The 25910-nt window shown below is 66.8% G+C and carries 19 protein-coding genes; 8 read left to right on the top strand and 11 right to left on the bottom strand.

What is annotated here, in order from left to right; genetic code table 11:
- Window positions 1–289: 289 nt before the first annotated feature.
- Entirely contained in the window at window positions 290–511 is a 222-nt protein-coding gene (locus ACFULT_RS05050; RefSeq protein ID WP_019663814.1) for a hypothetical protein, read from the bottom strand.
- Window positions 512–764: 253 nt separating this feature from the next.
- Here ACFULT_RS05050 and ACFULT_RS05045 point away from each other — a divergent pair, with 253 nt between their 5' ends.
- The gene (locus tag ACFULT_RS05045) at window positions 765–1661 is read left to right on the top strand and encodes a glycosyltransferase family 2 protein (RefSeq protein WP_378480824.1); all 897 of its coding nucleotides are present in this window, start codon (window positions 765–767) and stop codon (window positions 1659–1661) included.
- A 9-nt stretch (window positions 1662–1670) separates the two neighbouring features.
- On the opposite strand, the gene ACFULT_RS05040 is transcribed toward ACFULT_RS05045, so the two are convergent.
- Both ACFULT_RS05040 and ACFULT_RS05035 read right to left on the bottom strand, forming a co-directional pair.
- The gene (locus ACFULT_RS05040) at window positions 1671–2417 is read right to left on the bottom strand and encodes an FAD-binding oxidoreductase (RefSeq protein WP_378480823.1); all 747 of its coding nucleotides are present in this window, start codon (window positions 2415–2417) and stop codon (window positions 1671–1673) included.
- A gap of 74 nt (window positions 2418–2491) precedes the next feature.
- Complete coding sequence (locus ACFULT_RS05035; RefSeq protein WP_378480822.1) at window positions 2492–3652, bottom strand: globin domain-containing protein; 1161 nt, start codon at window positions 3650–3652, stop codon at window positions 2492–2494.
- A 358-nt stretch (window positions 3653–4010) separates the two neighbouring features.
- On the opposite strand from ACFULT_RS05035, the gene ACFULT_RS05030 reads away from it, so the two are divergent.
- Window positions 4011–5150 (top strand): nitric oxide synthase oxygenase, encoded by a 1140-nt coding sequence (locus ACFULT_RS05030; protein WP_371828828.1) that lies wholly within the window; start codon window positions 4011–4013, stop codon window positions 5148–5150.
- 192 nt (window positions 5151–5342) lie between these two features.
- Here ACFULT_RS05030 and ACFULT_RS05025 read toward each other — a convergent pair whose 3' ends face one another.
- The 5 genes from ACFULT_RS05025 to ACFULT_RS05005 all read right to left on the bottom strand — a co-directional run bounded on the left by ACFULT_RS05025 (window position 5343) and on the right by ACFULT_RS05005 (window position 10263).
- Window positions 5343–5777 carry a heat shock protein transcriptional repressor HspR gene (locus ACFULT_RS05025; RefSeq protein ID WP_080732826.1) on the bottom strand — a complete coding sequence of 145 codons (435 nt, stop codon included), beginning with the start codon at window positions 5775–5777 and terminating at the stop codon, window positions 5343–5345.
- Window positions 5777–6955: a molecular chaperone DnaJ gene (dnaJ, locus tag ACFULT_RS05020; protein ID WP_378480821.1), complete on the bottom strand. Its 1179-nt coding sequence runs from the start codon at window positions 6953–6955 to the stop codon at window positions 5777–5779. The genes ACFULT_RS05025 and dnaJ overlap by 1 nt, the downstream gene beginning before the upstream one ends.
- 32 nt (window positions 6956–6987) lie before the next feature.
- Window positions 6988–7641, bottom strand: a complete 654-nt coding sequence (gene grpE, locus ACFULT_RS05015; protein ID WP_094719695.1) for a nucleotide exchange factor GrpE — start codon at window positions 7639–7641, stop codon at window positions 6988–6990.
- Window positions 7638–9482, bottom strand: coding sequence for a molecular chaperone DnaK (gene dnaK, locus ACFULT_RS05010; RefSeq protein WP_037104397.1), 1845 nt, complete (start codon window positions 9480–9482; stop codon window positions 7638–7640). The genes grpE and dnaK overlap by 4 nt, the downstream gene beginning before the upstream one ends.
- A 280-nt stretch (window positions 9483–9762) precedes the next feature.
- On the bottom strand, window positions 9763–10263 hold the full coding sequence (locus ACFULT_RS05005; RefSeq protein ID WP_378480820.1) for a Pro-kumamolisin, activation domain family protein: 501 nt from the start codon (window positions 10261–10263) through the stop codon (window positions 9763–9765).
- A gap of 229 nt (window positions 10264–10492) precedes the next feature.
- Here ACFULT_RS05005 and treS point away from each other — a divergent pair, with 229 nt between their 5' ends.
- The 3 genes from treS to ACFULT_RS04990 are packed head-to-tail and all read left to right on the top strand — an operon-like array spanning window position 10493 to window position 14309.
- Window positions 10493–12673, top strand: coding sequence for a maltose alpha-D-glucosyltransferase (gene treS / locus ACFULT_RS05000; protein WP_037104392.1), 2181 nt, complete (start codon window positions 10493–10495; stop codon window positions 12671–12673).
- A 40-nt stretch (window positions 12674–12713) separates the two neighbouring features.
- Entirely contained in the window at window positions 12714–13307 is a 594-nt protein-coding gene (locus ACFULT_RS04995; protein ID WP_378480819.1) for a hypothetical protein, read from the top strand.
- A 51-nt stretch (window positions 13308–13358) separates the two neighbouring features.
- On the top strand, window positions 13359–14309 hold the full coding sequence (locus ACFULT_RS04990) for an ABC transporter substrate-binding protein (protein WP_378480818.1): 951 nt from the start codon (window positions 13359–13361) through the stop codon (window positions 14307–14309).
- Here ACFULT_RS04990 and ACFULT_RS04985 read toward each other — a convergent pair.
- The 3 genes from ACFULT_RS04985 to ACFULT_RS04975 form a co-directional block, all read right to left on the bottom strand.
- A complete protein-coding gene (locus ACFULT_RS04985) occupies window positions 14299–15753 on the bottom strand; it encodes a dynamin family protein (protein WP_378480817.1) in 1455 nt (484 codons plus the stop codon). The two genes, ACFULT_RS04990 and ACFULT_RS04985, sit on opposite strands and share 11 nt — an antisense overlap.
- Entirely contained in the window at window positions 15750–17561 is a 1812-nt protein-coding gene (locus tag ACFULT_RS04980; RefSeq protein ID WP_378480912.1) for a dynamin family protein, read from the bottom strand. Before ACFULT_RS04980 ends, ACFULT_RS04985 begins: the two co-directional genes overlap by 4 nt.
- A 103-nt stretch (window positions 17562–17664) precedes the next feature.
- Window positions 17665–20457 carry an IniB N-terminal domain-containing protein gene (locus tag ACFULT_RS04975; RefSeq protein WP_378480816.1) on the bottom strand — a complete coding sequence of 931 codons (2793 nt, stop codon included), beginning with the start codon at window positions 20455–20457 and terminating at the stop codon, window positions 17665–17667.
- A 274-nt stretch (window positions 20458–20731) separates the two neighbouring features.
- Here ACFULT_RS04975 and ACFULT_RS04970 point away from each other — a divergent pair, with 274 nt between their 5' ends.
- From ACFULT_RS04970 to ACFULT_RS04960, 3 genes are all read left to right on the top strand, one after another.
- A complete protein-coding gene (locus ACFULT_RS04970) occupies window positions 20732–22513 on the top strand; it encodes an Hsp70 family protein (RefSeq protein ID WP_378480815.1) in 1782 nt (593 codons plus the stop codon).
- A 4-nt stretch (window positions 22514–22517) separates the two neighbouring features.
- Window positions 22518–24632: a LuxR C-terminal-related transcriptional regulator gene (locus ACFULT_RS04965; RefSeq protein WP_378480814.1), complete on the top strand. Its 2115-nt coding sequence runs from the start codon at window positions 22518–22520 to the stop codon at window positions 24630–24632.
- A gap of 99 nt (window positions 24633–24731) precedes the next feature.
- Window positions 24732–25847 carry a hypothetical protein gene (locus ACFULT_RS04960; protein WP_378480813.1) on the top strand — a complete coding sequence of 372 codons (1116 nt, stop codon included), beginning with the start codon at window positions 24732–24734 and terminating at the stop codon, window positions 25845–25847.
- The last annotated feature ends 63 nt before the right edge of the window (window positions 25848–25910 follow it).

The following is a 25910-nucleotide window of genomic DNA, read 5'->3' as shown; positions in this document are numbered from 1 at the left end:
TGAGCAAAGGTAATGTTTCGCGCATCCGCCGAGGCCATTACTCGCAGTTAACTCGTGGGCAATACGCCGCCCATAGATTCTTGTCAGCTCAAAAGAGCAGCGCCGCAAGGCGAATCACAGAAAAGAGGAATCACATGGGACTCGTAGCCGGCCTGATCGCAGTCGTCGGAGATACTCTTCACCTGCTGCTCGGCGGACTGTAGAACGACCCACTTCCCGCCAGTGACCTGAGCGGGTAAGCCACGAGGACGCGGCCGTCGGGGACGCGTCTCTCTTGTTTCGCCGACCTTCAGTCGAAGAGGGTCGGCGAGTCCGGCTCGTCCACGACGGGCTTCGCAGCCTCCGAGGGTGACGCTTTGCGAACCACGGACAGCGTGGTCGTGCGGACCGACAGTCGATGACCGGCATGATGCTCGAGAAGCGCCAGACCCTGACGGATTTCCAGCACCTTCCACGGTCCGGCGTGCCCGGTCGCCTGAACCAGGTCGCCCACTGCGATCTCGGAAGCCACTGCTCATCTCCTCTGGTAGTCACATGCTGTCGGATCGACGTCCGGCCCAGCCTAGCTGCCTGGCCGATGAGCGTGTCATCGAGCATGACTTCACCCCGTCCAATCCCGTCGATCCGACCGGTCGACTGCCCTCGGCGGACAAAACGGACCCGATCTCGACAAAACACCCATGTATCAGCGAATTCACCCGAATACTTTGATACACAATACTTTTCGATTCGACTCCACACCTCGTCACCGATAATCTCCCAGTGTGTCGACTCCCACGCTCCCCGCCGAAACCTTGTCGGTCGTGATCCCGGCCCACAACGAAGAGGCCTACATCGGCCCCTGCCTCGACGCATTGGTCGCGCAGGGCGACGACATCCACGAGATCATCGTCGTGGACAACAACTCCACCGACCGCACCGCCGCTGTCGTCGAGGCCTACGCCGACGCCCACCCCAAGATCAGGCTCCTGCCCGAGCGCGCAGCAGGCGTCGCGCACGCACGCAACGCCGGGTTTCGCGCTGCCCGCGGTGACGTCCTGGGCCGCGTCGACGCCGACACCCGCGTCACACCAGGGTGGGCCAGGGCCGTTCTCGACTACCTCTCCACGGACGGAGCGCACGTCGGCGGTGTCACCGGGCTGAATCAGCCGTACGACTCGCCGGTCCGTGGCCTCAAAGCGTGGTGGTTCGGTCGTCACCTCAGAAAGGGCGCGATCGGAGGCGGTCGACTGATCACCAACCTGCACGGCGCCAACATGGCGATCCGCAAGTCCGCGTGGCACCGCGTCGAGCCATTGGTCAGCACCGACGCGGAACTTCACGAGGATCTCGACCTGGCCCTGTGCCTGACCTCCGTCGACGTCAAGCTGGCTCAGCTGTCCGACATGAACGTCGACGTATCTCCCCGCCGTGCCCTCACTCCGCCGTCGAAATTCGGTGAATACATCGAGTGCGGCATCAAGACGTTCGAGCGGCACGGCGTCATGACTCCCGAGCGTCGCAAGGCACTCCGGTTGCACTGGTGGTGGCACATTCTCGTCTTCGCCGTGTACCGGCCGTACGACCCGGCCAAGGGACGGTACTCCGTACGGCAATTGTTCTCTCCCGCGCCGTCGCGGGTGTTACCGGTCGGCACGAACACCGCGACACACGTCGCCTGACGTCCGGCGTCACCGCACGATGGCGCTCTCCGGGGTCCCGTTGTCGATCAACGCCGCGATCGTGGCCGCTTCCATCCCCGGTGAACCGCAGACAAGCACCTGGGAGTCGAGGAACGGCTGCTGCACACTCATGACATCGGCCAGACTGCCCTCCCAGCAGTGCTCGGGGCCGAACATCTCTGCGACACCGACAATCTCGGCTCCGATGGCATCGTGCCAGCGGTCGGGAGCCCACGGATCCGTCAACTGATCCACGACGGGAACGACGGTAAGCCACGGCAGTTCGGACGCCAATATCCACAGTAGGTCGGCCGCATAGAGGTCGCGTGGTGAACGCCCACCGACGTACAGCGTCACGTTCGGCGGTGTTTCCCGCCGGGACAGATGCAGAACAAGCGCACGCAGCGGTGCGAGCCCGGTGCCGCCTGCGATCATCACGACGTCGCGCCCGGAGTGGTCGACCTTCAGACTGCCCGCGGGATCGCGGAGCGTCCACACGTCACCCGGCCTCGTCTCGTTGACGATCGAGCCGCTGACCCACCCTGCCGGGACGGCCCGGACGTGGAATTCCAACTTTCCGTCGAGCGACGGCGGCAGCGCCGACGAGTACCGGCGACTCAGCCGCGCATTCTGCGGAACGGTGACATCGAGCGACTGACCTGCCTCGAAAGGTATTGCCTCACCTTCGAGTCGAACCACGGCCAGGTCGTTGCGCAACCGGTGGTACTGCACCACCTCGGCTTTCCACGTCTGCATGTGTCCAGACTATGCGGCGAGGGGCGGGAGTGGAGCCTGCGGAATGACCCAGTCGAGGCTGCAACAAGGACCGGTCACCAAGGGTCGTGGCGGACGAGGGAGAGGTCGACTCCTGCGCCCTGCAGGCGGAATTTGGTGGTGTTGATCATCGAAGGCGAGCCGACGATCTGAATGTCGCGCCCGTCCCATGATCCGAACTCCGCGACGACCTTCCCGACCTGCCCGACGATCGGCGACGAGCCACCGAGATGGTCCCGGTACTGCGGGCCGTCGTACCACCACGGATCTGTCTCTTCCTCGACGATCCCGACGACGGACAGCCACGGATTGATCGCCGCGATCTGCTGCAGAGTCTGCAGATCGTAGAGGTCGCACGGGTAGCGGCCGCTGTAGAAGACGTGGACGGACGGGTTGTCGGCCTTGGTGGCCATCTCCATGAGCTGCGCGCGCAGCGGCGCAATTCCCGTGCCCGATGCGATGAGGAGACGGTCACGACCGGGCGCGCTGTGCCGCGTCATGCTGCCGAGGGGCGCGCCGATGGTCCATCGGTCCCCGACCGAGGTGCTTCCTACGAGTGCCGGACTGACCCACCCGCCGGTGACGCGCCGGATGTGGAATTCGATCTCGCCCGCCGCGTTCGCGGGAATTGCAGGCGATAGATATCGCCACATGCGCGGACGACTCGGAATCGACACGCTGACGTACTGTCCGGCGCTGTAATCCAGCGGTTCGTCGAGCATGAGCCGCACGATCGACACGTCGTCGAGAACACGCAGATGTTCGACGACGGTGCCCTGCCATACCGGCGGTCCGTCGTCGGCCTCCGCGGCTTCCATCATCGTGCCCGCCATCACCGCGATGACCTCGCGCCAGGCGGCGTCGACCTCGTCGGTCCAGATCTCGTTGCCGGCGAACTGCTCCAAGGCCGTGATCAGTGCATCTCCGACGGCCGCGTAGTGCGCATCGACGATCCCGTACTTGCGGTGATCGCGGCCGAGCTGCGCCAGGAACGGCAGCAGACGATCGAGATCTTCGAGCTGGTCTATGGCATAGGCGATCGCCGTCACCAACTTGTCCCGCTGGGACTCCATCGACGCGGGGAAGAAGTCCCGCACCTCGGGATTGCGAGCGAACAGAATGGCGTAGAACGAGCGCGTCAGCTTCTCCGGACCACCGTCGACAGCCGCGACCGCTTTGAACGTGGTTCTCACAAGCGAAATCGCCCGAGCATCCATCTCTCGAAGGCCCCCTCACCGCGTAGAAGTCGGCGTCCGACGTCTACCCGGACGTGCGCCAAGGCAGTCGGCACTAGTTTCTCGACCGCCGTGATTTCCAGGCAGTCTAACCCAGGGACTCGGACATGACTCACCGAGCGAATTCGTCCGACCCGCTTTGGCTGCGTTAACCGGGAAATAGCTTGCCGTCTTCGCCGATAACCGACCCGAAGGTCGAAATCGATTGAGTCGCATCGATTTACAGGCCTTTTCACCGACAGTTCGAGGACCTAGGATTCGGTTGCGTCGAAACAAGATCATTCAGCGGTGCCGATCGAAACGGGGTAGGCAAAACGTGACTGTCGCTGTCGGGGCGGATGTGAAGGAACCAGCGAACGATCGGAAAGTCGGGCCACGTATCGAGGATCCGGGCCTGAGCGCGCGACTCGCCGAGTGCCGCGAGTTCTTCGATCAACCGGAACTGCAGCACCTACCCGCCGCTCGGGCAACGCAGGCGCTCGCCGAGCTCCGTGCCACGGGCACCTACGTTCAATCCGCCGAGGAGATCCTCATCGGCGCCAAACTGGCGTGGCGAAACCACGCGCGGTGCGTCGGACGCAAACACTGGCGGACTCTCAAGCTGATCGACGCACGACACGCCACCACGGCACAGGACATCGCCGACGCCTGCTTCGAACACCTCCGCGTCGCGACCAACGGCGGCGCACTGCAATCCATCGTCACCGTCGGCCCGCCGCCCCTGCCCGACGGCCGCGAATACCGGATCATCAGCCCCCAACTCATCCGCTACGCCGGCTACCGCGCCGACGACGGCACGATCACCGGCGACCCCGCGCACCTCGAACTCACCGCCCTGGCACAGCGGCTCGGATGGCGCGGCGAGGGCACCGCATTCGACGTACTGCCACTGATGATCTCCACGCCCGACGAGCCGATCCGCTGGTTCGACGTCCCCCGCGACCTCGTCCTCGAGGTCGACCTCGTCCACCCCAACTACCGCTGGTTCGCGGGCCTCGGGCTCAAATGGCACGCCGTACCCGCCGTCTCCAACATGGACCTCGAGATCGGCGGCGTCCGCTACCCCTGTGCACCGTTCAACGGCTGGTACGTCAACACCGAAGTGGGCGCACGCAACTTCAGCGACACCGACCGCTACGACATGCTCCCCACCATCGCCAAGAAACTACGCCTCGACATGAGCTCCGAACGGACACTGTGGCGGGACCGCGCGCTCGTCGAACTCAACCGAGCCGTCATCCACAGTTTCCGCGAAACCGGCGCCTACATGGTGGATCACCACACCGTCGCCAAGCAGTTCGTCGACCACGTCGACCGCGAAGCCCGAGCCGGACGCACCTGCCCGACGGACTGGTCGTGGATCAACCCGCCCATGTCGTCCGGCATCACCCCGACCTTCCACCGGCTCTACGACCCACCCGACATGGACATCCGACCCAACTTCGTCTCCCGCGGGGCGTCGGGTTGCCCGTTCGGGTGATGCAAGGCCGAGTGACCGAACGACTCAGTCGGTCACCAACCGGGGGTGAACGCGTGGGTTCCAGCCCAAGCACCTGTTGCAGCACGCGCACCCACTGAAACCCGCGCAGCCGGGGCCGAGTGCCGATGCAGCCGGGGCCCGGGCACGAAAAAGCTCGCCGACGCACAGGCGTCGGCGAGCGTGGGTCGGTTGTCAGCGCTGGTTGCGCGGTTTCCAGACGACGAGGGCGTTCCGCTGAACCGGTACCAGGTCGCGGCGGTAGCTCGCGTGGACGTTCGCCAGTTCCTGCGCCAGCTCGGACACCCGAGCCTGCAGAGCCTCGACCTGATTGGTCAGCTCGATGATGCGCTTGATACCGGCCAGGTTGACGCCTTCGTCCTGCGACAGTCGCTGCACCTCGCGGAGCAACGCGACGTCACGCGGCGAATACCGACGCCCACCGCCGGTGGTCCGGTGCGGGGTGACCAGACCCAGGCGGTCGTAGGTGCGCAGCGTCTGTGCGTGCATTCCCGCGAGCTGGGCCGCCACCGAGATGACGAAGACCTGAGCGTCGGGGTCACCGGGAGTGGAGCCTGCGGAATGGCCAGAATTACCCTGGCCCGAACCCCCGCCAGGAGGAACAGTCATTACGCACCTGCCCACCCGGCCCGCGGGTCGAATCCGCTGGCCTTCTCGGCTTCCAGATAAGCGTGCAATGCTTCGGTGGCCGGGTCGTCGAGCTTCTGCGGGACCGCGACCTTGACCGTGACCATCAGGTCACCGGGAGTTCCTGTCTTCTTCGGAACACCGCGTCCGCGGACGCGCAGCACCCGACCGTCGACAGTTCCCGGCGGCACCTTCACTCCGACGCGGCCGTCGAGCGTGGGAACCGACAGCGTGGTTCCGAGTACCAACTCGCCGTAGCTGACCGGGACGGTGACCGTCAGATTGTCGCCGTCTCGTCCGAACACCTTGTCCGCGCGCACGCGCACCGTGACGAACAGGTCACCCGACGGAGCTCCGCGGAGTCCGGCTTCACCTTGGCCTGCGAGACGGATCTTCTGGCCGTCGGACACGCCCGGTGGCACGCGCACGGTGATCGTGCGGGTGCGGTTCTGTACGCCGGTTCCGCGGCAGTCGGCGCACGGGTCGTCGATGATCGAACCGGTTCCGCGGCAGTCGTCGCACGGCTCGCTGAACCCGAACGCTCCCTGGTTGCGGTTGATCACGCCCGCGCCATTGCACTTGGGGCACACCCGCGGACTGGTTCCGGGCTTGGCACCGCTGCCGTGGCAGGTGGTGCAGGACGACGGACTGGTCAGACGTAGCGGAACCGTCACACCTTGCGTGGCTTCACGGAAACCGAGAGTGGTCTCGGTCTCGACGTCGCTTCCGCGTCGCGGACGACTGCTCGCGGTGCGCTGCTGAGTGCCGCCGCGGTTGAACAGGCCACCGAACAGGTCGCCGATACCGCCGTCGCCGCCACCTTGACCGAAGATGTCGCCGACGTCGAACGTTTGCCCACCGCCGCCGAATCCGCCTGCACCAGGATTGAATCCGCCGGCGCCCTGGCGACCGAAGCCGCCCGACGCGAACAGCCGCCTGGCCTCGTCGTACTCCTTGCGTTTGGCCGGGTCCGTCAGGACCGCATTGGCCTCACTGACGGCCTTGAACTTCTCCTCGGCCTTGGCGTTTCCGGGGTTGGCGTCGGGGTGATTGTCCCGCGCCAACTTGCGGTACGCCTTCTTGATCTCTTCTGCAGATGCGCTGGAGGAAACGCCCAGCTCCTTGTAGAAGTCCTTCTCGATCCACTCCCGCTGGCTCACCGGGCGTTTCCTCCTTCCGCGCTATCTCTTTTTTACTGCTCGTCGGATGCAGGCGCATCCGAGTGCTGTCCAGCATCGTCGACGACGCCGACCATGGCTGTCCGCAGAACCCGCTCGCCGAGCTTGTAACCCGGACGCATCAGGGTTCCGACGACGGGATTGCTTCCGTCGCCCTCGTGCGAGACGGCCTCGTGGATCGCCGGGTCGAACGCGTCGCCCTCGGCGCCGAACGTGGTCAGACCGATGTTGGCGAACACTCCTGCCAACTTGTCCGCCACCGACTTCAGCGGCCCGGTCTCGAGATCACCGTGCTGACGCGCACGCTCGAGATCGTCGAGGACGGGAAGAAGCTGGGACACGACGGACGCCTTGGCGTTCTCCGCGCCCGTCTGCTTCTCCCGGTCGGTCCGACGCCGGTAGTTGGCGTACTCCGCCGACACTCGCTGCAGATCTGCAGTGAGTTCGGAGACCTGCGTATCGCGCGGGTCGACGACCACCTCTGCTTCGATGCCCTCGTCGTCCACCGAGTCGGGCTGGGGCGCAGTGCCGGTGCCCGCGAGGGGCTCCGGTACTGCGTCACCCTCCCGAGGCTCACCGGTCTCGGGATCGATCTTTCGCTTGTCCACGAAAGTGACCGGTTCCTGCTCGGTGTGCTGCAGATCGTGATCGCTGTCGCGCGAGCTCACTTCTTCTCCGCGTCGTCGGCGGGCTCGTCGACAACTTCTGCGTCGACGACACCGTCGTCAGCAGCCTGAGCTCCGCCTTCTGCGCCGCCCTGCTCCTTGGCCTGAGCCTCGTAGATGGCGGTGCCGAGAGCCTGTGACTCGGTGGACAGCTTCTCCACGGCGGCCTTGACTGCCGAGATGTCGCTGCCTGCGAGAGCCGACTTGGCCTCTTCGATAGCCGTCTCGACGCGTCCCTTGAGCTCTGCGTCGACCTTGTCCTCGTTGTCCTTGACGAACTTCTCCGTCTGGTGAACGAGCGACTCGGCCTGGTTGCGGACCTCGGCCTCTTCGCGACGAGCCTTGTCCTCGTCCGCGTGAGCTTCCGCGTCGGCGACCATGCGGTCGATCTCTTCCTTGGACAGGCCGGAGCCGTCCTGGATCTTGATCGTGTTTTCCTTGCCGGTGCCCTTGTCCTTGGCCGTGACGTGCACGATGCCGTTGGCGTCGATGTCGAAGGTGACCTCGATCTGCGGGACGCCGCGAGGAGCCGGGGGCAGCTCGGTCAGCTCGAAGGAGCCGAGGAGCTTGTTGTGCGAGGCGATCTCGCGCTCACCCTGGAAGACCTGGATCTGCACCGAAGGCTGATTGTCGTCAGCCGTGGTGAAGGTCTCGGACCGCTTCGTCGGGATTGTGGTGTTGCGCTCGATGAGCTTGGTCATCACGCCACCCTTGGTCTCGATGCCGAGGGACAGCGGCGTGACGTCGAGGAGCAGAACGTCCTTGACCTCACCCTTGAGCACACCGGCCTGCAGTGCAGCACCGACGGCCACGACCTCGTCCGGGTTGACGCCCTTGTTGGGCTCGCGTCCACCGGAGAGTTCCTTGACCAGCTCGGAGACGGCAGGCATACGCGTCGAACCGCCGACGAGCACGACGTGGTCGATGTCCTTGACGGCGATGCCGGAGTCCTTGACCACTGCCTGGAACGGCGCACGGGTGCGGTCGAGCAGGTCGGAGGTGATCTTCTGGAACTCGGAGCGGCTGAGCTGCTCGTCGAGGAACAGCGGGTTCTTGTCGCCGTCGACCGTGATGTACGGGAGGTTGATCGAGGTGCTCTGCCCGGAGGACAGTTCGATCTTCGCCTTCTCCGCAGCCTCGCGCAGACGCTGCAGGGCCATCTTGTCCTTGGTCAGATCGATGCCGTTCTGAGCCTTGAACTTGTCCACGAGCCAGGTCACGATGCGCTCGTCCCAGTCGTCGCCACCGAGGTGGTTGTCACCGGACGTCGCACGGACCTCGACGACGCCGTCGCCGATTTCCAGCAGGGAGACGTCGAAGGTGCCGCCACCGAGGTCGAAGACCAGAATGGTCTGCTCGCTGTCGCCCTTGTCCAGGCCGTATGCCAGCGCAGCCGCGGTGGGCTCGTTGACGATGCGCAGGACGTTGAGGCCTGCAATCTGGCCGGCTTCCTTGGTCGCCTGGCGCTGTGCGTCCTCGAAGTAGGCCGGAACGGTGATGACCGCGTCGGTGATTTCCTCGCCCAGGTAAGCCTCGGCGTCGCGCTTCAGCTTCTGCAGCGTACGCGCGGAGATCTCCTGCGAGGTGTACTTCTTGTCGTCGATCGAGACGGTCCAGTCCGTGCCGATGTGGCGCTTGACGGAGCGAATCGTGCGGTCGACGTTGGTAACCGCCTGGTTCTTCGCGGGCTGGCCGACCAGCACTTCACCGTTCTTGGCGAAAGCGACGATCGACGGGGTGGTGCGTGATCCCTCGGAGTTGGCGACCACAACCGGCTCGCCGCCCTCGAGGACGGACACGACCGAGTTGGTGGTCCCGAGGTCGATACCGACCGCACGAGCCATAGTGTTTCCTCCTGTTTGTTGCTTGATTGGTTCCTAGCTGAGCGAACTGCACTCAAGTCTGCAAGACGTTTTCAACTTCTGTCAAACCGGACTTGAGCCCCATCCACTCAAGGCTACGAAAGCTCCAACGGAGGCAGTTGAAGATTTGTTCCCGGCCGGTCGCTCCGCGCTCTCATGTGAGCGGGGACAGCACTACGCCGCGACGGCAGATGCTCGTCGCGGCGTAGTTCGTCGTGCGTAGTCGGTGCGCCCTCTGGTGTGCGGGCTGGGAGCAGAGCTTCTACTCGCCGTCCTCGACGGGTTCGGCCGGGGAGCAGTCGAGGGTCAGGAACTCGACCTTGACGTTGTCCACGTAGTTGGCGTCGAGCTGGGGAGAGAAGGCCACGGCTCCGGCGGGGCGGGAGACCCACGCCGCGTCCCCACTGGGGACGGTGATCGTGGCGTCCTCGCCCTTCACGATCTTGTCCTCGGTGACGGCGCCGGCGGGGGCCGGGATAGCTCCGTAGTTCACCGAGACGTTCGCCGCATCGCTCTCGCCGACGTTCTTCACCGTCACCTCGAGGGCGACGACCTTGCCGTCCTCGGGCTTGTCGGCGGTCTTGTCGACACAGGTGGTTCCGAGCGTGACGACCAGGTCGGTCGATTCCGCGACCGAGGATCCGAATTCGGGGGCCGTCGGCTCGGGCTCGGCCGACGCGATGGGCGCCAGGGCGACCGCACCGACGGCGGCGGCGAACACGGCCGTCGAGGCCAAGACTGTGGTGCGGGCAATGCGACGCATGTGTGACTCCTGTGACTGAAGTGGCTGTTGTTGCGTTCAACTATTACCTATTACAAGCGGACTTTCCATACCAGGCAGTCTCGATACGGACACGGTCCGATACACCGGTTGTCTCGGCTTACACGCATGTAATTCGGTTTCGACCCCCGATTTTCAGGGCATGCGGGGAACTCTGCAGAAGCAGCGCCGGGTACGTAGGGTTTGGAAGAAAGCGAGGCTACGGAGGCACATGGATCCCGAAGTGCAGCACGAACCGAGCGAGATCACCTACGACGAGAAGTTCTATCCGGCCAGACCGAAGCCGCTACGCCCCTCCGTACGTCGAGCGAACCGAAACGGTTCGACGCCGCAGGACGGCGAACCTGCTGCCGACAACCCCGAATACGTCGAATGGCTGACCGAGCAGTCCATGCTGCGCGACGCAAAACTCATCGCCGAGCAACTCTCCGGCAAGGGCAGCATGTGGCAGAACCCGTATGCGGACCCCAATCCGCGCGGCGCCGTCGAGCGCGCACCCGTCTGGTTCACCGCGTACCCGATCTCCGTGATCAACGCGCCACGCACCAGCTTTCTCAGCACCCTCGGCGACGAGGCTCTGTGGCAGGCGTTCTCCGACATCGGGATCACTGCGGTCCACACCGGTCCGGTCAAGGTCGCGGGCGGCATTCACGGTTGGCGGCCGACACCCTCTGTCGATGGTCACTTCGATCGCATCGGCATGCAGATCGACCCGGCGTTCGGCTCCGAGGACGAGTTCCGACGCCTGTGCGTCGTCGCGGCCGCGTACGACGGAACAGTCATCGACGACATCGTGCCCGGCCACACCGGCAAGGGCGCGGATTTCAGGCTCGCAGAGATGGCCGTAGCGGATTACCCGGGCATCTACCACATGGTCGAGATCGAGCCGCAGGACTGGCATCTGCTCCCCCGCGTACGCGCAGGGGCGGATTCCCAGAACATCGACGCGGAAGCCGAGGCCAACCTCGCGCGCGCCGGCTACATCATCGGCCAGTTGCAGCGGGTGATCTTCTACGAACTCGGCGTCAAGGAAACCAACTGGAGTGCAACCGCGCCCGTCGTGGGTGTCGACGGCGTCGAGCGACGTTGGGTCTACCTGCATTACTTCAAGGCGGGACAACCGTCGATCAACTGGCTGGACCCGTCTTTCGCGGGGATGCGCCTGGTGATCGGCGACGCGTGCCATTCGATCGCCGATCTCGGTGCGGGTGCACTTCGGTTGGACGCCAACGGATTCCTGGGTGTCGAACGCCGCGCCGAGGGTCCTGGCTGGTCCGAGGGGCACCCCCTGTCCGAGGCCGCGAACCATCTGATCGCCAGTGTCGTGCGCAAGATGGGAGGGTTCACCTTCCAGGAGCTGAATCTGACGATCGACGACATCAAGGCCATGGGCACCAACGGCGCCGATCTGTCGTACGACTTCATCAACCGGCCCGCCTACCACCACGCCTTGGTCATGGGGAACACCGAATTCCTGCGTCTGACAATGACGTTGGCGCGCGATCACGGCGTCGACCCGGCCTCGCTCGTGCACGCATTGCAGAATCACGACGAGCTGACCTTCGAGCTCATCCACTTCGCCACGCTGCACGCCGAGGACGAGTTCGAATACTGTGGTGAAGTGGTGAAGGGGTCCGACCTCGGTGATCAGATTCGTGCAGACCTGACCGATCGCCTGACCGGCCGCTGGGCGCCGTACAACCGCACGTTCACCACCAACGGAATCGCCTGCACCACAGCCAGTGTCATCACGGCCTCGCTCGGCATTCGTGATCTCGATCGCATGGACGAGTCCGACATCGAGACGGTGAAGACCGCGCACTTGATGCTCGCGATGTACAACGCGTTGCAGCCTGGTGTGTTCGCACTGTCGGGCTGGGATCTGCTGGGCATCCTGCCCATCGACGCCGACGACGTGGCCGATCTCATCCGCGAGGGCGACACGCGGTGGATCAACCGTGGCGCGCACGACCTGATGGACAGCTACCCGGATGCGGTGCGCTCCGAATCCGGCATTCCCCGAGGCCGCAGCCTCTACGGATCGCTGCCCGAGCAGCTGAAGGACCCATCGTCCTTCGCCCGCAGGCTCGCTCGGATCATCGAGTTGCGCAACAGGTACGGAATCGCCACCGCCCAGCAGCTGGATGTGCCGACGGTGTCCCACAAGGGCCTGCTGGTGCTGGTTCACGAACTGGGTCAGGGCACCATCCAGGCAACCGTCATCAACTTCACGTCCGACGAGGTGGCCGCGACCATCCAGTCGAAGCATCTCACCGCGGGTGCCGGGGTGTACGACATGTTCGACGATTCGGACATCGGCGTCGTCGACGAGTTGAACAGTTTCCCGTTGACACTGGGTCCGTACCAAGGAATCCCGGTGATCCTGCGCTAGTGCAGAGGCTCCGGCACGTCGACGGATAGGATCTGCACCCGTGACCGAACCGGAGAACACCCGCCGAGAACTCCGCCCGCAGCCGGAGCGCCCCGAGTTCGCCGTGCAGCCGCTCCGCCCGCGCCAGGAGTCGGGGGGAACGAGGGACCCGAGGGGGCCGAGCGTTGCCTTCCGGATGGCCCTCGGCGCTTGGGCCGCCGTGACTGTCGTCGCGCTGGCGCTGGCAGCGGTCGTCGCCTTGAACTACGACGCGGTGCGATCTGCCCTGGAAACCGCAGTGTCGGACGACGGTTCCGGCGCCACCGCGTCGGAGATCTCGGACACGGTGACCGTGACGCTACTCGGAAGCGCCGCGGTGGGCGCCGTGCTGCTGATCGTCGCGGCACTCGGTTTGAGCCTCGCGGCATCCGGAAGGTCACGATCCCATGGGGCACTGAGCGGGCTCCGCTCCCTGTCAGGCGTCGTACTGCTCGTTGCAGGGTTGGCTGCGACGGGCGCGTTCGTGCTGTTCTGGTCCTTCATGTCCGACGCCGGGTCGGTGGCGGCGGGGGCGCTTCAGTGGGCTCCTCTTGTCGGGGCGGGGTGTGCGGGTATTGCCGCGGTGGCGGCGGGGAGTGGCCTCTCCGGTAAGTGATCTTCGCCGCCCGATTGTTGTATACATGCTTAGGCTTGCTTTACTTGCCAGGTGAAAACACCACTCCTCCGCGCTTCCGCCGCACTCGCGCTGATCGTGCTGGCCGCCTCGTGTAGCTCCACCGACGAGTCGACGCCGTCCGCGTCCGGCACCCATGACGTCGTCACCGAGTTCGGTACCGTCGCCGTTCCGGACACGATCGAGTCCGTCGTCGTCATCGACGGCAGGCGCGACCTGGACATCGCCATCGCGTTCGACCTGCCGGTGATCGGTATGCCTGTCGAGACCGAAGCTCCACCGGAAATCCCCGGCCCGCTCACCGAACCGATGAAGAGCCTGCGCGACGCCGGGGTGCCCGAGCTGTTCCCACGCAACGTCATCGACGTCGAATCGATCGCCCGCGTCGACCCCGACCTGATCATCGGCCGCAACGAAGTGATCGAGGAGATCTACGACCAGCTCAGCGCCGTCGCGCCAGTGCTGCCCGTCGGTTCGAACGGCACCGGCATCACCTGGCAGCAGGACGTCGAAGCCGTCGGCGAGGCCTTGAACATGCAGGACCGCGCCGCCGAGATCGTCGACGAGTACGACGCCCGCGTCGAGCAGATCAAGACCGACCACGCCGACGCCATCGCGAACACCGAGGTTCTGCCGATCACGACGTCCGACGGAAGCGGAATTTCGATCGGTCGTGAGCGCGTGTCGGCGGCGGCATTGATCGACATCGGTGCGAACTTCAGCAGCGCATGGGACCGGGCGACGCCCGAGCTGGATCTCGGACCGGAGAATCTCTCGGAGATCTCCGATGCGCAGGCGCTCGTCGCTGCGATCACCTCGGAGGAGGAGCTGCGTGCCCTCAACTCCAATCCGCTGTGGACCGGCCTTCCTGCCGTGCAGTCGAACCGGGTCGTGCGTACCGACAAGTTCACCAACGACGGCGGCCCGATCACCGCGCTGTGGAGCCTGGACCTCGCCGAGCAGCTGTACACACCTACGCCGTAGCCGCAATGCCCTCCGCACTGCGAGCGGCGACTCCGCACGCCCTCGCGGTGAACTGATCGAGAAGCGGATGGTCGGCTAGTCTGCGCCACTTCTGGGCGGCGGCACGCGCGCGATCGTAGCGTTCCGCCTGCCCGGAATCCGGGTCGAGGCCGAGCCGCACCCAGGAGTCGATGCCGAATCCGCCGATGAGCCTTTGCAATTCGGCGAGTTCGGGTTCCGGCAGCGTGGGCGTGGTTCCGCGCATCTTGCCCAGCAACCGCAGCTCCTGGAAACCGTGAACGTCGGCGAGCATTCGCCCGGCTTCGGCACGGAACTGTACAGACTCGGCAATGGGCCGAGCTTCCAACGTCCGCTGCAACGTCACCAACGCAGAATGCAGTTTCAGTTGATCCGCACGCTGGCCGAACTGGACGTCGATGACGGACCTGAGCTCGTCGAGCCCACTGCGTTCGACGAGTTCCGCGGCGAGCGTGGGCGAATCTCGTACACCGAGCTTGACGAGCGTGACGGCCATGCGGATTCCGAAGAGGCCGAACCGGTCGACGATCGACGCACGCAGGTCCGCGTCGACCGGCAACAGCCCGGGCCGCGAGAACCTGTCGGCGGACAACATCGCCAACTGCAGGTCCTCGTCGGGCACCTGTGCGAGGACCTCGAAGGCAGCGAACTCCGCCTGCCGCAACGTTTTCGCGGCCAATGCGAGCAAGCCGGCGACGGGCACGACGGCCTGGCACAGTCCGGTCGCCTCCAGTTCCGAGGCGAACCTGGCCGCCACTTCCTTGGCCGACATCATCGCGTCCATCCGGCCCGCACCGACCTCGTCGGCGCGCGACACGACGCCGACGACGCCGAGAGGCCCCGATTCGCCGCCGACGTGCGCGCCGATCTGACCGAGAAACGACACGTCCGTCGCGTTGAGGGTCCGCAGCAGATACACGACGGCATCCGCCCCGGACGACGCGTTCTCCGGCGTCAGCATCGACAGGGTCCGCGCCGACACGTCCCGAGACAACGACGAGGTACCGGGGGTGTCGATGATGGTGGTGTGCGTCAACGCCCGCGCGGGCCATTCGACGTCGAGTCGGTCGACCTGAGTCGCCGTCAGTTCGCCCAGATCGAACGTCAAACGCCCACTGCGACGCTGCACCGGAACGTGAGCGGATCGGTCGCCGTCGTACCAGGCCGTGACGCTCGGGGTCGCGCCGCTGCGGTACCACGTCACGACCTTGGTGCACTCGGTCGCGTCTGTCGGCGCGATGTCCTGGCCGACAAGCGAATTGAGCAGAGTGGACTTGCCCGCCTTCAGTGACCCCGCCAGCGCCACCCGCAGCGGCTGATCCAACCGCTCCAAGCACGCGGTCAACGTCGCGGCACCGTAGGTGTCGATGGAGTACGCGCTTCGAGCCGCGGTGATCAGAGCACGAGCATCGGCCAGCGTCGTCACTGTGACGTCTCACTCGGAACCAACGCAGCCGCCCGCTCGCTCAACTCGGCGACCACTTTCATCTCACGATCCAACTGTGCTGTGCGCGTGCCTCGTTCGGCCTGTTCGACGTTGGCGGCTTCCTGCGCTGCGCGCAAAGAATCGTTCAGCGACCGCAGCGTCTGCTCCGCGATCGACGTGAAGTGATCGCGCAGAACACGCTGGATCTGTCGAAGCCGATCCTTCGATTCCTTGCCCACCTGGAAGCTCACGTCGTCGGTGAACCGCCTGATCGCCATCTTGGCCTCGGAGCGCCTGGTCCGAACGCGATTCTCTTTGTCCTCCTTGTACGCCTTGGTTCCGAGGAGGACACCCGCGCCGATCGAGATGGGGTTGAGCAGACTCAGCCCGACGAAGGTGGTGATCAGTCCGAACATCAGCACGCCGCCGTAGGAACCGCGCATTCCGACGAGCACCTTCTGGGTGATGCCGATCTTGCCCGTCTCCAGGTCTGCAAGCGACGCAACGGGATCGAGCACGTCGTCGAGATCACCGAGATCGAGATCGGGAAGCGCCACCGCCCCTGCGGCGGCGAAGTGCTCGGCGACGAGTTCGGCCAACCACAGCGCACGCTCGTGCGCCCACACGAAATTGTCGCCCACCGATGCCGCGATCTGTTCCTCCAGCCAATCACCCAGCTCGGCCCAATCGGAACCGGGATCGCCCTCGTCCACGGTCTCCTCCGCTTCGCGGGTCACTCTGCGCAGCCGGTCCCGAAGATCATGATCGATGTCCGACGCCAGGTCGGCGATGCCGTCGGCGAGGGTCTGTTGCCATTGGGACGTCTTCTTGTGCAGGTCCTCGGCGGCGGACTTGGCTCGTTGCAGACCGGCCACTGCTGCAGCGGCTCGTTCCGGGTCACGAAGAGCGGCGAGTTCGCTTCCCATGGCGAGTGTCAGGTGTTCTGCGACGGAACGGATGTCGAGCGATACCGCCGTTCGTGTGGTGGCGTCGGCGCGCGCGACCACGTTGTCCCGGAGGAACGCGTAGAGGTCGGGGAATCCTGATTCGACGTTCAGTTCCTCGTCGCTGAGTCGCAGTGCGTGCGAGCGGAGCAGGGAGGACAGCGAGATCATCGGCACGTCCAGGCCTTCGCGCTGCAGGTGTGCGCGGTTGGCGTCCACGATCGAACGCCAGTGGGGGTACAGGTCGGTCTTGGTGATCAGCACTGCGACCGACGGGCACAGGCCGAGTACCTGACGGAGGAAGGCGATTTCGGGTTCGGTGAACTCGCGGCTGGCGTCGGACACGACGAGCACTGCGTCTGCGGACGGTATGAGGCCGAGAGTTCCTGCCGCATGCGGGTTTCCGTGGCCGCCGACACCGGGCGTGTCCACCAGGACCAGTCCGTCGGCGAGGAGCGGACTCGGAACGTTCACTTCGAGCCTGAGCACTTCGCGTCCCTCGGCTCGCGGACTGGCCGGGGTGATGTTCTGCAGCTCGTCCAACGGAACCTCGACGCGCACGGCGTCGTTACCTGGATCGGCAAGCACCAGTTCGGCATAGGAACGCTCGGAGTTCTGCACGACGGTCGGTATGGCCGTCGTCTCGTCGTCGCCGACAGAACAGACCTCTAGGTTCAGCAGCGAGTTGACGAACTGGCTTTTTCCCTGTTTCAGCGGCCCGACGACGACGATGCGTCTCCTCGGGTCGAGTACCCGTTCCTTCGCGAGTTCCATTCTCGACACCAGATCGGAGCGACCGACCGTCTGCGCCACTGCCGCAGTTCGATCGAGCAACTCGGCCAGCTGTTTCGCTTGCCCGTCCATGGCCTTCTTTCGGTGCTCGTGCATTCGTCCGACCTGACTCTAACGAGAGAAAAGGCCCCGGGCGGAAGAACCGCCCGGGGCCATACTTCTCTGGAGAGGAACGTTACGGGTTGATCAGGTCCGTGTGGTGATCGACCGACGCGATGTCGGCCACCGAGTCAGCGGTGCTGTCGGCGGCACCGTGCAGGCTGCCCTCCGAGTGGAGCGAGGAGTCCAGCGAGGACTGCGCCGAACCGAACACGTTCGAGTCCACCGAAGACCAGCTGCTGGAGTCGAACTGCGAGTCGAACGAGCCGGATGCGCTGCCTGCAGCGTCGGTGACGCTGTCGAAGCCTCCGGACAGTCCGCCTGCTGCGCCGCCGAGAACGTCTGCTCCCGTGGCCACTCCGCCCTGCAGTCCGCCTGCCACGTCGCCTGCGACGTCGGCCCCAGCCGACGCACCGCCGGCGAGGCCACCGGCAACGTCGCCGGCGATGTCGGTTCCGGCTGCTGCGCCGCTCGCCAGTCCGCCTGCGACCTCTGCACCTGCCGACGCACCCGCATCGAGTCCGGCACCGAGTCCTGCACCCAGTCCTGCACCCAGTCCGGCACCCAGTCCGGCGCCTGCCTGTGCAGCAGCGTCCACACCCGCGCCGACGGTTCCGTCGACGGCGCCTGCGAGCGAGCCGCCGAGTCCGGCCGCACCGGCGACCGCACCATCGACCGTTCCTGCCAGTCCGCCACCGAGACCGGCACCTGCCTGAGCAGCACCGTCCACCGCGCCTCCGACTGCACCGGTCAGGCCGCCGCCCAGTCCGCCTGCTAGGCCACCGCCGAGGGAGCCGAGGCCGGACAGTCCGCCACCGAGTCCGCCTGCCAGGCCTGCACCTGCGCCGCCGACGGCGGCGAGTCCGCCGCCGAGTCCTGCGGTCACGCCCCCGACTGCACCTGCGCCGAGGTCACCGGCTGCGCCGCCGGTCAGGTCGCCTGCGGCACCGCCTGCAGCGCCGAGGGCTGCGTCGACTGCTCCGGTCAACGCTCCGCCCAGTTCTGCGCCGCCGCCGAGTGCTGCGCCGAGATCGAGTGCTCCGCTGGTGTCGAGGACCGTGTCCAGTGCGGCGCCGAGGTCGGCTCCTGCCTGTCCACCCACGCCGAAGGCTGCTCCGAGGACGCCTTCCAGGTTCGTTGCTGCGTCGAGGTCGACCCCGGCGGACGCGTCGATCGCGGATCCGAGGGCGGCCGTCAGGCTGCCGATTGCGCTGGTGTCGAGATCGAGTGCGGTTCCGACGGCTCCGCCGACGAGTGCGCCCAGGTCGCCGGTTGCGACGCCCGCCAGATCGAGGTCCGCGAGGGCACCGGCGTCGAGCACGGCGCCGAGGGAGGATCCGATGGTCGACGCCAGGCCGCCGTCGGCTTCGAAGAGTCCTTCCAGACCGGTCGCGAGGTCCAGGCCGCCTGCTGCTCCGACGACTGCGTCCAACGCACCGTCGAGGGCGCCGCCGAGCGCTCCGCCTGCACCGAGAGCCGCACCCAGGTCCAGTCCCGAGCCGAGTCCGGCAATGCCGTCGAGTGCGGCGCCGATGCCTGCGCCTGCTTCTCCGCCGATTCCGAATGCCGCGCCGAGGATGCCTTCGAGGTTCGCGGCACCGCCCAGGCCCGCTCCCAGCGCGCCGTCGATGGCGGTCCCGAGGGACGTGGTCAGATCTCCGACGACACCCGCGTCGAGGTCCAGGGCGGTTCCGAGGGTGCCTGCCACGATGCCGCCGAGGTCCAGTCCGGCGAGGCCACCGAGATCGAGGTCTGCCAGGGCGCCGGCGTCGAGCACGGCGCCGAGGGAGGATCCGAGAGCCGCCGCGAGACCACTCTGCAGGCCGAACACGCCTTCCAGCCCTGCGCCCAGTCCCGCGCCCAGTCCGCCGCCCAGTCCTGCACCGAGGCTCGCGCCTGCGCCGATAGCTGCGTCGAGGGCCGACCCGAGTCCGGCTGCGACACCTCCGCCGAGGCCGAGGCCTGCGGTCAGTGCGGTTCCGAGGCCACCTGCCAGGCCGCCCACGAGGTCGAGCTGGCCGAGGTCGATCTGGCCCGCGTCGACGACGGCGCCGACGACGTTTCCGAGTGCTGCGCCGAGGTTGGCGCCGATCTCTCCGCCGATGCCGAATGCGGCACCCAGTGCTCCGCTGAGGGCCCCTTCGACGCCTGCGATGGCGCCCAGGTCGATTCCGCCGACGGCGCCGAGCGCTGCGTCGAGGGCCGTGTTCAGGCCTGCCGTGACGCCTGCGCCGAGCTCCGCGCCGATCCCTGCGCCCAAGCCGAGGCCGCCGCCGATGAGACCGGTCAGCGCGCCGCCGAGGTCGAGGCCGCCACCCAGGCCGAGGCCGCCGTCCAGATCGAGGCCACCGCCGATGGCTGCGCCTGCGCCGAGGATGGCTTCGAGTGCCGCGCCGAACGCTGCTCCAAGCTCGACACCGATCTGGCCGCCTGCAGCCAGTGCTGCGGTGAGCGCGGCGCCGATCTGGGCGGCGATGTCGCCTGCGAAGTCGATGTCGCCGCCGAGTCCACCGCCGAGTCCACCACCGATGACACCGCCGCCTGCGAGTCCGCCGCCCACGACGGCTCCGGCGGTGAGACCGAGTCCGGTCGACAGCCCGCCTCCGATGGCAGCGCCACCGGCGAGGGAACCGTCGAGGCTGCCTGCCGCGCCGGCGCCTGCACCGAGGATCGCGGAGAGCTGCGAACCTGCTCCGGCGAACAAGCCGGACTCGGCGACGAGCGGGGCGACGGCGACGATGTCCGCGTGGCAGACGTCGCCGAGGCCGGCCGCCGCGAGGGCTGCTTCGGGGTTGGCGCAGTACGCGGCTGCGGCTTCGTCGTCGCGAAGCAGGCTGAGGATGAAGTCGAGTACTGCGTTGGTGGCCATCTGAGGCTCCTTGGATGTTCGGAAGCGGGGTTCCGGAGGGTCGTTCGTGGTTGATCACAAAGCTATGGGTCGGGGGCGGTTCGCCCAACGGGGACGAACCCCCTACTCCATCGGCACCACCCAGGGTTCCGGCATTAGGGGATTCGGGGCCGTTAGGGGATTTGCCCGCGATCGGCCCGCCACCAGCTGTGAGACGTAACGAAAGATGCGATGCTGTCGACATCACCAGCAGCGTCGACGGGTGTCGCTGCCTATTACGAAGTCGGAGATGATGATGAGCGCAGGGATCGGTATTCGGATCGGAACGGTCACCTCGGTGGCCACCCTCGACGCCTCTCACGATCCGTACGCACCGCGTGATTTCGCCACCGACGAGGCCATGCCGACGGTCGAGCGTCGGACCGCCCTCGATCTTCGTCCCGACTCCTCCCCCGATCTCGCCGCACTCTCCGACCGCCAGCAGCGGCACCTCGTCACCGGGTTCGCCGACCGAGTCGGAGACCCTGTCCCGCTGATCGACGAAGAGGGCAATTCCTACGCCGCCGAGGACCTGTTCGCGACGGCAACCCACGTCCTCGTCTCCGAACTCTCGCACGACGCAGACGGTTCCGATGCGACGATCGTCGTCGCCCACCCCGACCGGTGGACCGGCTACACCTCGGACGTGCTGCGTGAGGCGCTCGATCGCGTCGGCCTCCCCGACACCACCCTCGTCCCCGAGTCCTTCGCCGCGATGCGCTGGCTCGAAGGCTCACGCGGGCAGCAGGGCGAGGGCCTGACCGTCATCTACGACCTCGGCGCCACCTCGCTCGGCATCACGCTCATGCGCACCGGGATCGACGCAGGTGTCATCGGTACCGGCGTCCACTCGCAGGACTTCGGTGGCTCGCAGTTCGACCACATCGTCACCCAGTACGTCCTCGACACCGTCTCCAGCAGCCGTGATTTCGAGTTCGACGCGTTCGATCCGGACACCGTCGGCGCTCTCGTCGAACTGCGCGCACGCTGCAGCGAAGCGAAGGAGCGATTGTCGTACGAGACCGCGACCACGCTGACCGTCGACCTCCCCGGCCTGCGCAGCGAGACACGGCTTGTCCGAGACGAACTCGAAGATCTGATCCGACGACCCATCCTCGATTCCGTCGAGCTCATCCGCGAGACGCTGCACACCACCGGCCTCGACGTCGGCGACGTCACCCAGGTTCTCCTGACCGGTGGAAGCTCCAGCATTCCCCTCGTCGCCGAGCTGATCTCGTCGGAACTGCGCGTCCCGGTCGTCACCGGTCCGCACCCCGGGCGCATCCCCGCCATCGGCGGCGCGATCATCGCAGCCGAGATCTCCGCAGCCGTCGTCGCCGACGCACCGCCCGCGCCCCCTGCAGCGACGCTCGCCGACGCCACCCGCCCCGCCCCACGCCCGGCTCCGACCTCGTCATCGGCATCGGCATCGGCGGAGCCCGCCGGAATGTCCGGCCGGAAGAAGGCAGGCATCGTCGTCGCCGCTGTCGCCGCTCTCGTCGTCATCGCCGGCGGCGGCCTGTCCGTCGGCACGGCATTGACGTCCGACGACAAGCCGGCCGAGACCGTCTCGGAGAACACCGCGGGAACGACGAGCACGACTGCGCCCGGCACGACGGCCGCCGTCGTCGCCGACACCGGCCAGGGCACCGACTCGGCCGCAACCACCCAGAACGGCCTTCCCGCACCGACCGTCGCAGCCGACGGAACCCTCGTTCCGGCACCGGGCACGATCATCGCACCCGACGGCACCGTCGTCGCCGACCCGAACGCCGCGCAGAACCCCGCCGCACCCGTCGCAGGGGGCACCGTCCCTCCGGCCGGCACAGCACCCACCGCACCGGTCGTGACGGTTCCCGACGTGACCGCGCCGAGCGTGAACGTCCCGAGCCCGCAATTCCCACAGGCACCGTCGGTGAATGTGCCGAAGATTCCAAATCCCCTGCCTGAAACCCTCGATAGGGCCGAAGGGATTGTCGATACGACTCTCGGCGGGGTATCGGGCATAGTCGAAAACGTCCTTCCCGGACAAAACTGATTCCGTGCACACTGCGCTGACCAAGTCGGACGTTGCAGCACTGGCCGCGTCGAGGGGCCGTCCGGTGTCCGCGGTGCTGGCCGCCGCGATCGCGACGCTCACCGGTGGTTGCCCGAGGTCGGTCGACGTGGCACTCGACGCCGCCACCCGGGCCGAGCCCGATGTTGCGGTCACCCGAGCAGTGTCCGACGCCGTGTTCGAGAACAGGGTCGCAGCCCTGCGCTCCCTCTCGGAGTCCGCGCAGACGGTTGTTCTGCTGGCGCACCTGGGCGGCGGCTCGGATCCGGAGGTCGTGACCGAGCTGGTCGGCAGCGGACCGGATGTCGTGTCCGCGACGGACGATGCCGTCGCCGCAGGGTTGCTGTCGACCACGCTGGAATCACTGCCGGAAGTCGAACGCGCGCTGCACTCCGTCGTCGGTACACGACGCGTGCAGTCGACTGCGACCGAATTACTCGAATACCGCTGCAAGACCGACACTCTCGATCTCGGTACCGCAGTAACTCTGGCGAGCATCGGAATCCGACATCCGGAGCTCGCGACGTACCTGACGGTTGCCGCCTCGGCGGCCGAGCCGGAACGTGCGGTCCGCCTGTACGAGCACGCCGTCGCTGCGGGGGCCGATGCTGTGAGCGTCGCACCGGCGCGGGCCGAGAATTGCTTTCTTCTCGGCGATCTCGACGCGGCCGAGGATCTGGCGGACTCGGCTCTGGCGCACCATGATTCGATCGACGTCGCTGACGTCCGCGTCGCGGTGCGTGTGTCGGCAGCCGTCGCGGCCGAGCGCGGAATGCTGACCCGTGCCGCCCAGCTCTACACCTGGCTCGGTCCGCAGCGGACGGGCGTCGACGCGGATCTGGCGATCGCAGCCGCCCTCGTCGCCGGTAATTCAGCGGCAGCCGAGGCGCTCGCAGCGTCCGACGCCACCGGTCCGCCGACTGCGGCCGGGGCTCGGGCGACGCTCCTCGCCGAGGGCATACGGCAGTCCATCCGAGCGACCTCGACGCCCGAAGTGTCGCTCGCGACAAGCACACTCCTGCAAGCGACCGCCATGTCGTCGGGCACGACTCGTCGCGCGAGCCCCGATTCCGCGGCGGCCGTCGCCGCACTCTTCGCGCTCCACACCGGTGATCTCGCACGCGCCGACGCCACCGCTCGCCGGGCTGTCGACGCCTATCCCGCGGCGCATCCACACTGGGCGAGGCTCGTTCTGCTGCGGGCGTGGGCATCGATGCTCGCGGGCGACACCGCAGACGCGCAAGCGCACCTCGACTCGGTTCGAATCCCGCTGTCTCATGCGCGAAACCGACTCTTCGAAGCGGGCCTTCGCGTCGGTCTGGCACGGCGATCCGGTGACACCGGAGCACTGCTGACCGCATGGGACGATGCCTTGGACGTCGTCGCGTCGTACTCGGTGGATCTTCTGTCCTTTCTCCCGGTCGGGGAACTGCTCCTGGCGGCCGTCCGCCTGGGACAACCGGAACGCGTCGCACATCTGACCGCGCAGGCCGACGCGGTGCTTGCCGATCTGCACGAACCTCACGCGTGGTCGTCGTCGCTGCACTGGTACGGCGTCCAGGCCGCGATTCTCGCCGAGCATCCCGCCGATCTCGTCCCGCACGCCCGTGCACTTGCCCAGGCCGCCGAGTCCAACCGGTACGCCGCGGCGCTGGCCGGAGCCGGCCGCGCGTGGCTCGGGGTACTGCAGGGCAGCCCGAACGTCGCCGACGTGGAAGCCGCCGCGCAGTCGCTGACTCGGTACGGATTGTCGTGGGACGGGGCTCGACTCGCCAGTGAGGCGGCGTTGCGCGTGGCGGACACCCGGGTCGCGACGTCGCTGCTCCAGACTGCTCGCTCTCTGCGGCTTCCCACCGCCGCACCGACGACGGACGAGACCGCGGAGCCGAAAGGATCGCTCAGCGCACGGGAAGCCGAAGTTGCCGAGCTCCTCGTCCTGGGCGTCACCTACCGCGAGGCGGGTGCGCGCCTCTACATATCGGCGAAAACCGTCGAGCATCACGTGGCACGTATCCGTCGTCGGCTGGGCGCCGGATCCCGATCCGAGTTGCTGTCCATGCTGCGCGCGCTCGGGTACGGCGCCGGATCGCCCGATCTGTAACTTCGAGACCCCCGAATGCGACATCCAGGTCAGTGAGCAGGTGCGTCGTGCGCCGGCTCGGAGCAGACCAGGAAAGCGCAGGCGATGGTGAACCGGCACGTGGCAGACGGTGACAACCTGGCGGCCGGTGACAACCTGGCGGACGGTGGGATTCCGGACGTCGGGCTGTACATCGACGATCAGCGGTCGATCGCTGCCGTCTCACACCCCTACAGCGCGAGCCCGTCGCTGCACATCGCGTCCCTGCACAACACTGTCCTCTACATCCACACCGATGGTTCCGCATCGCTCGGAGGTACCGACGACCCCGATGCGGCCGTCTTCACCGGTTACGTCGCCGACGAGGTACCTTCCGGATACGAGGCGGGCGACCTCGTCGCGATGACTCTTCGCTGCCTCCTCGCCGAGGTGTCCCAGTCCATCGGCGCTGACATGGCGTCGGTTGCCGCCGCCGCGACCTTCCCCGCCACCTGGACAGCCGAGCGCGTCTCGGCCGTCCGCATGGCGATGAACCGGTACGACCTCGCCCACGTCGCACTCGTCGCAGAATCCGAGGCATTGACCGCCTGGGCGGAGTCGAGTCAGTCCACCTGGGCCGGCTCGGATTCGGGTGTCGCCGCAGCACGCGGCGCAGCAGCGATCGCGTCGGAGTACCCGGTCGACGCGGTGACGGAACGAATCGTCGTCGCGCGCAGTGTTCGCCCCCTCTGGGCTCGCACGCCGGTGCTCGCCGCCGTCGCGCTCGCGGGCGTCCTGACCCTCGGCGGAGCCGTCACTGCCCTGGTGTTGCAGGATTCGTCGGCCCCGGCCTTGCCGGAGATCGAGAGCGCACCGGTCGCTGCATCGCCGTCGACCACACCCGCGCCGCGCGCCACACTGCCCTTCCCGACGGTCGTCCCCATCGCGTCCGACGTACCCGAGATTCCTGCACCGGCCGTCCAGTACATCCCCACCGAGCCCGCTCCCACGAGCGAGACCACCACCCCGGAACTTCCACGTACCGTCCCGGTCGCCGAAACACCTCCTCCCACCAGTACCGAGGAGTCTCCGACGGAAGAACCCCCGCTCGTGCAGGAGCCGGGCACGGACCCGGTCGACGAGGACACCGAAACCGGCGAAGGCGGTGTCGATGTCGAGGATTCCGATGAGGAAACACCCGCCGAGGAGCTACCGAGCGGTAACGCGCCGTCCCCGCGCGAGGCACCGCAGAACTGATCAACAGCGGCGTCGCCAGGCTTCCGACCTGCAGATTCCCGGGAATGTCCTCGCCATGCCCTA

Origin of the sequence: Rhodococcus sp. NPDC057297 (genome assembly GCF_042667435.1) — a bacterium.
Taxonomy (GTDB): Bacteria; Actinomycetota; Actinomycetes; order Mycobacteriales; family Mycobacteriaceae; genus Rhodococcoides.
Note: the sequence above shows the minus strand (reverse complement) of the source record. Positions and strands in the feature narration are given on the sequence as shown.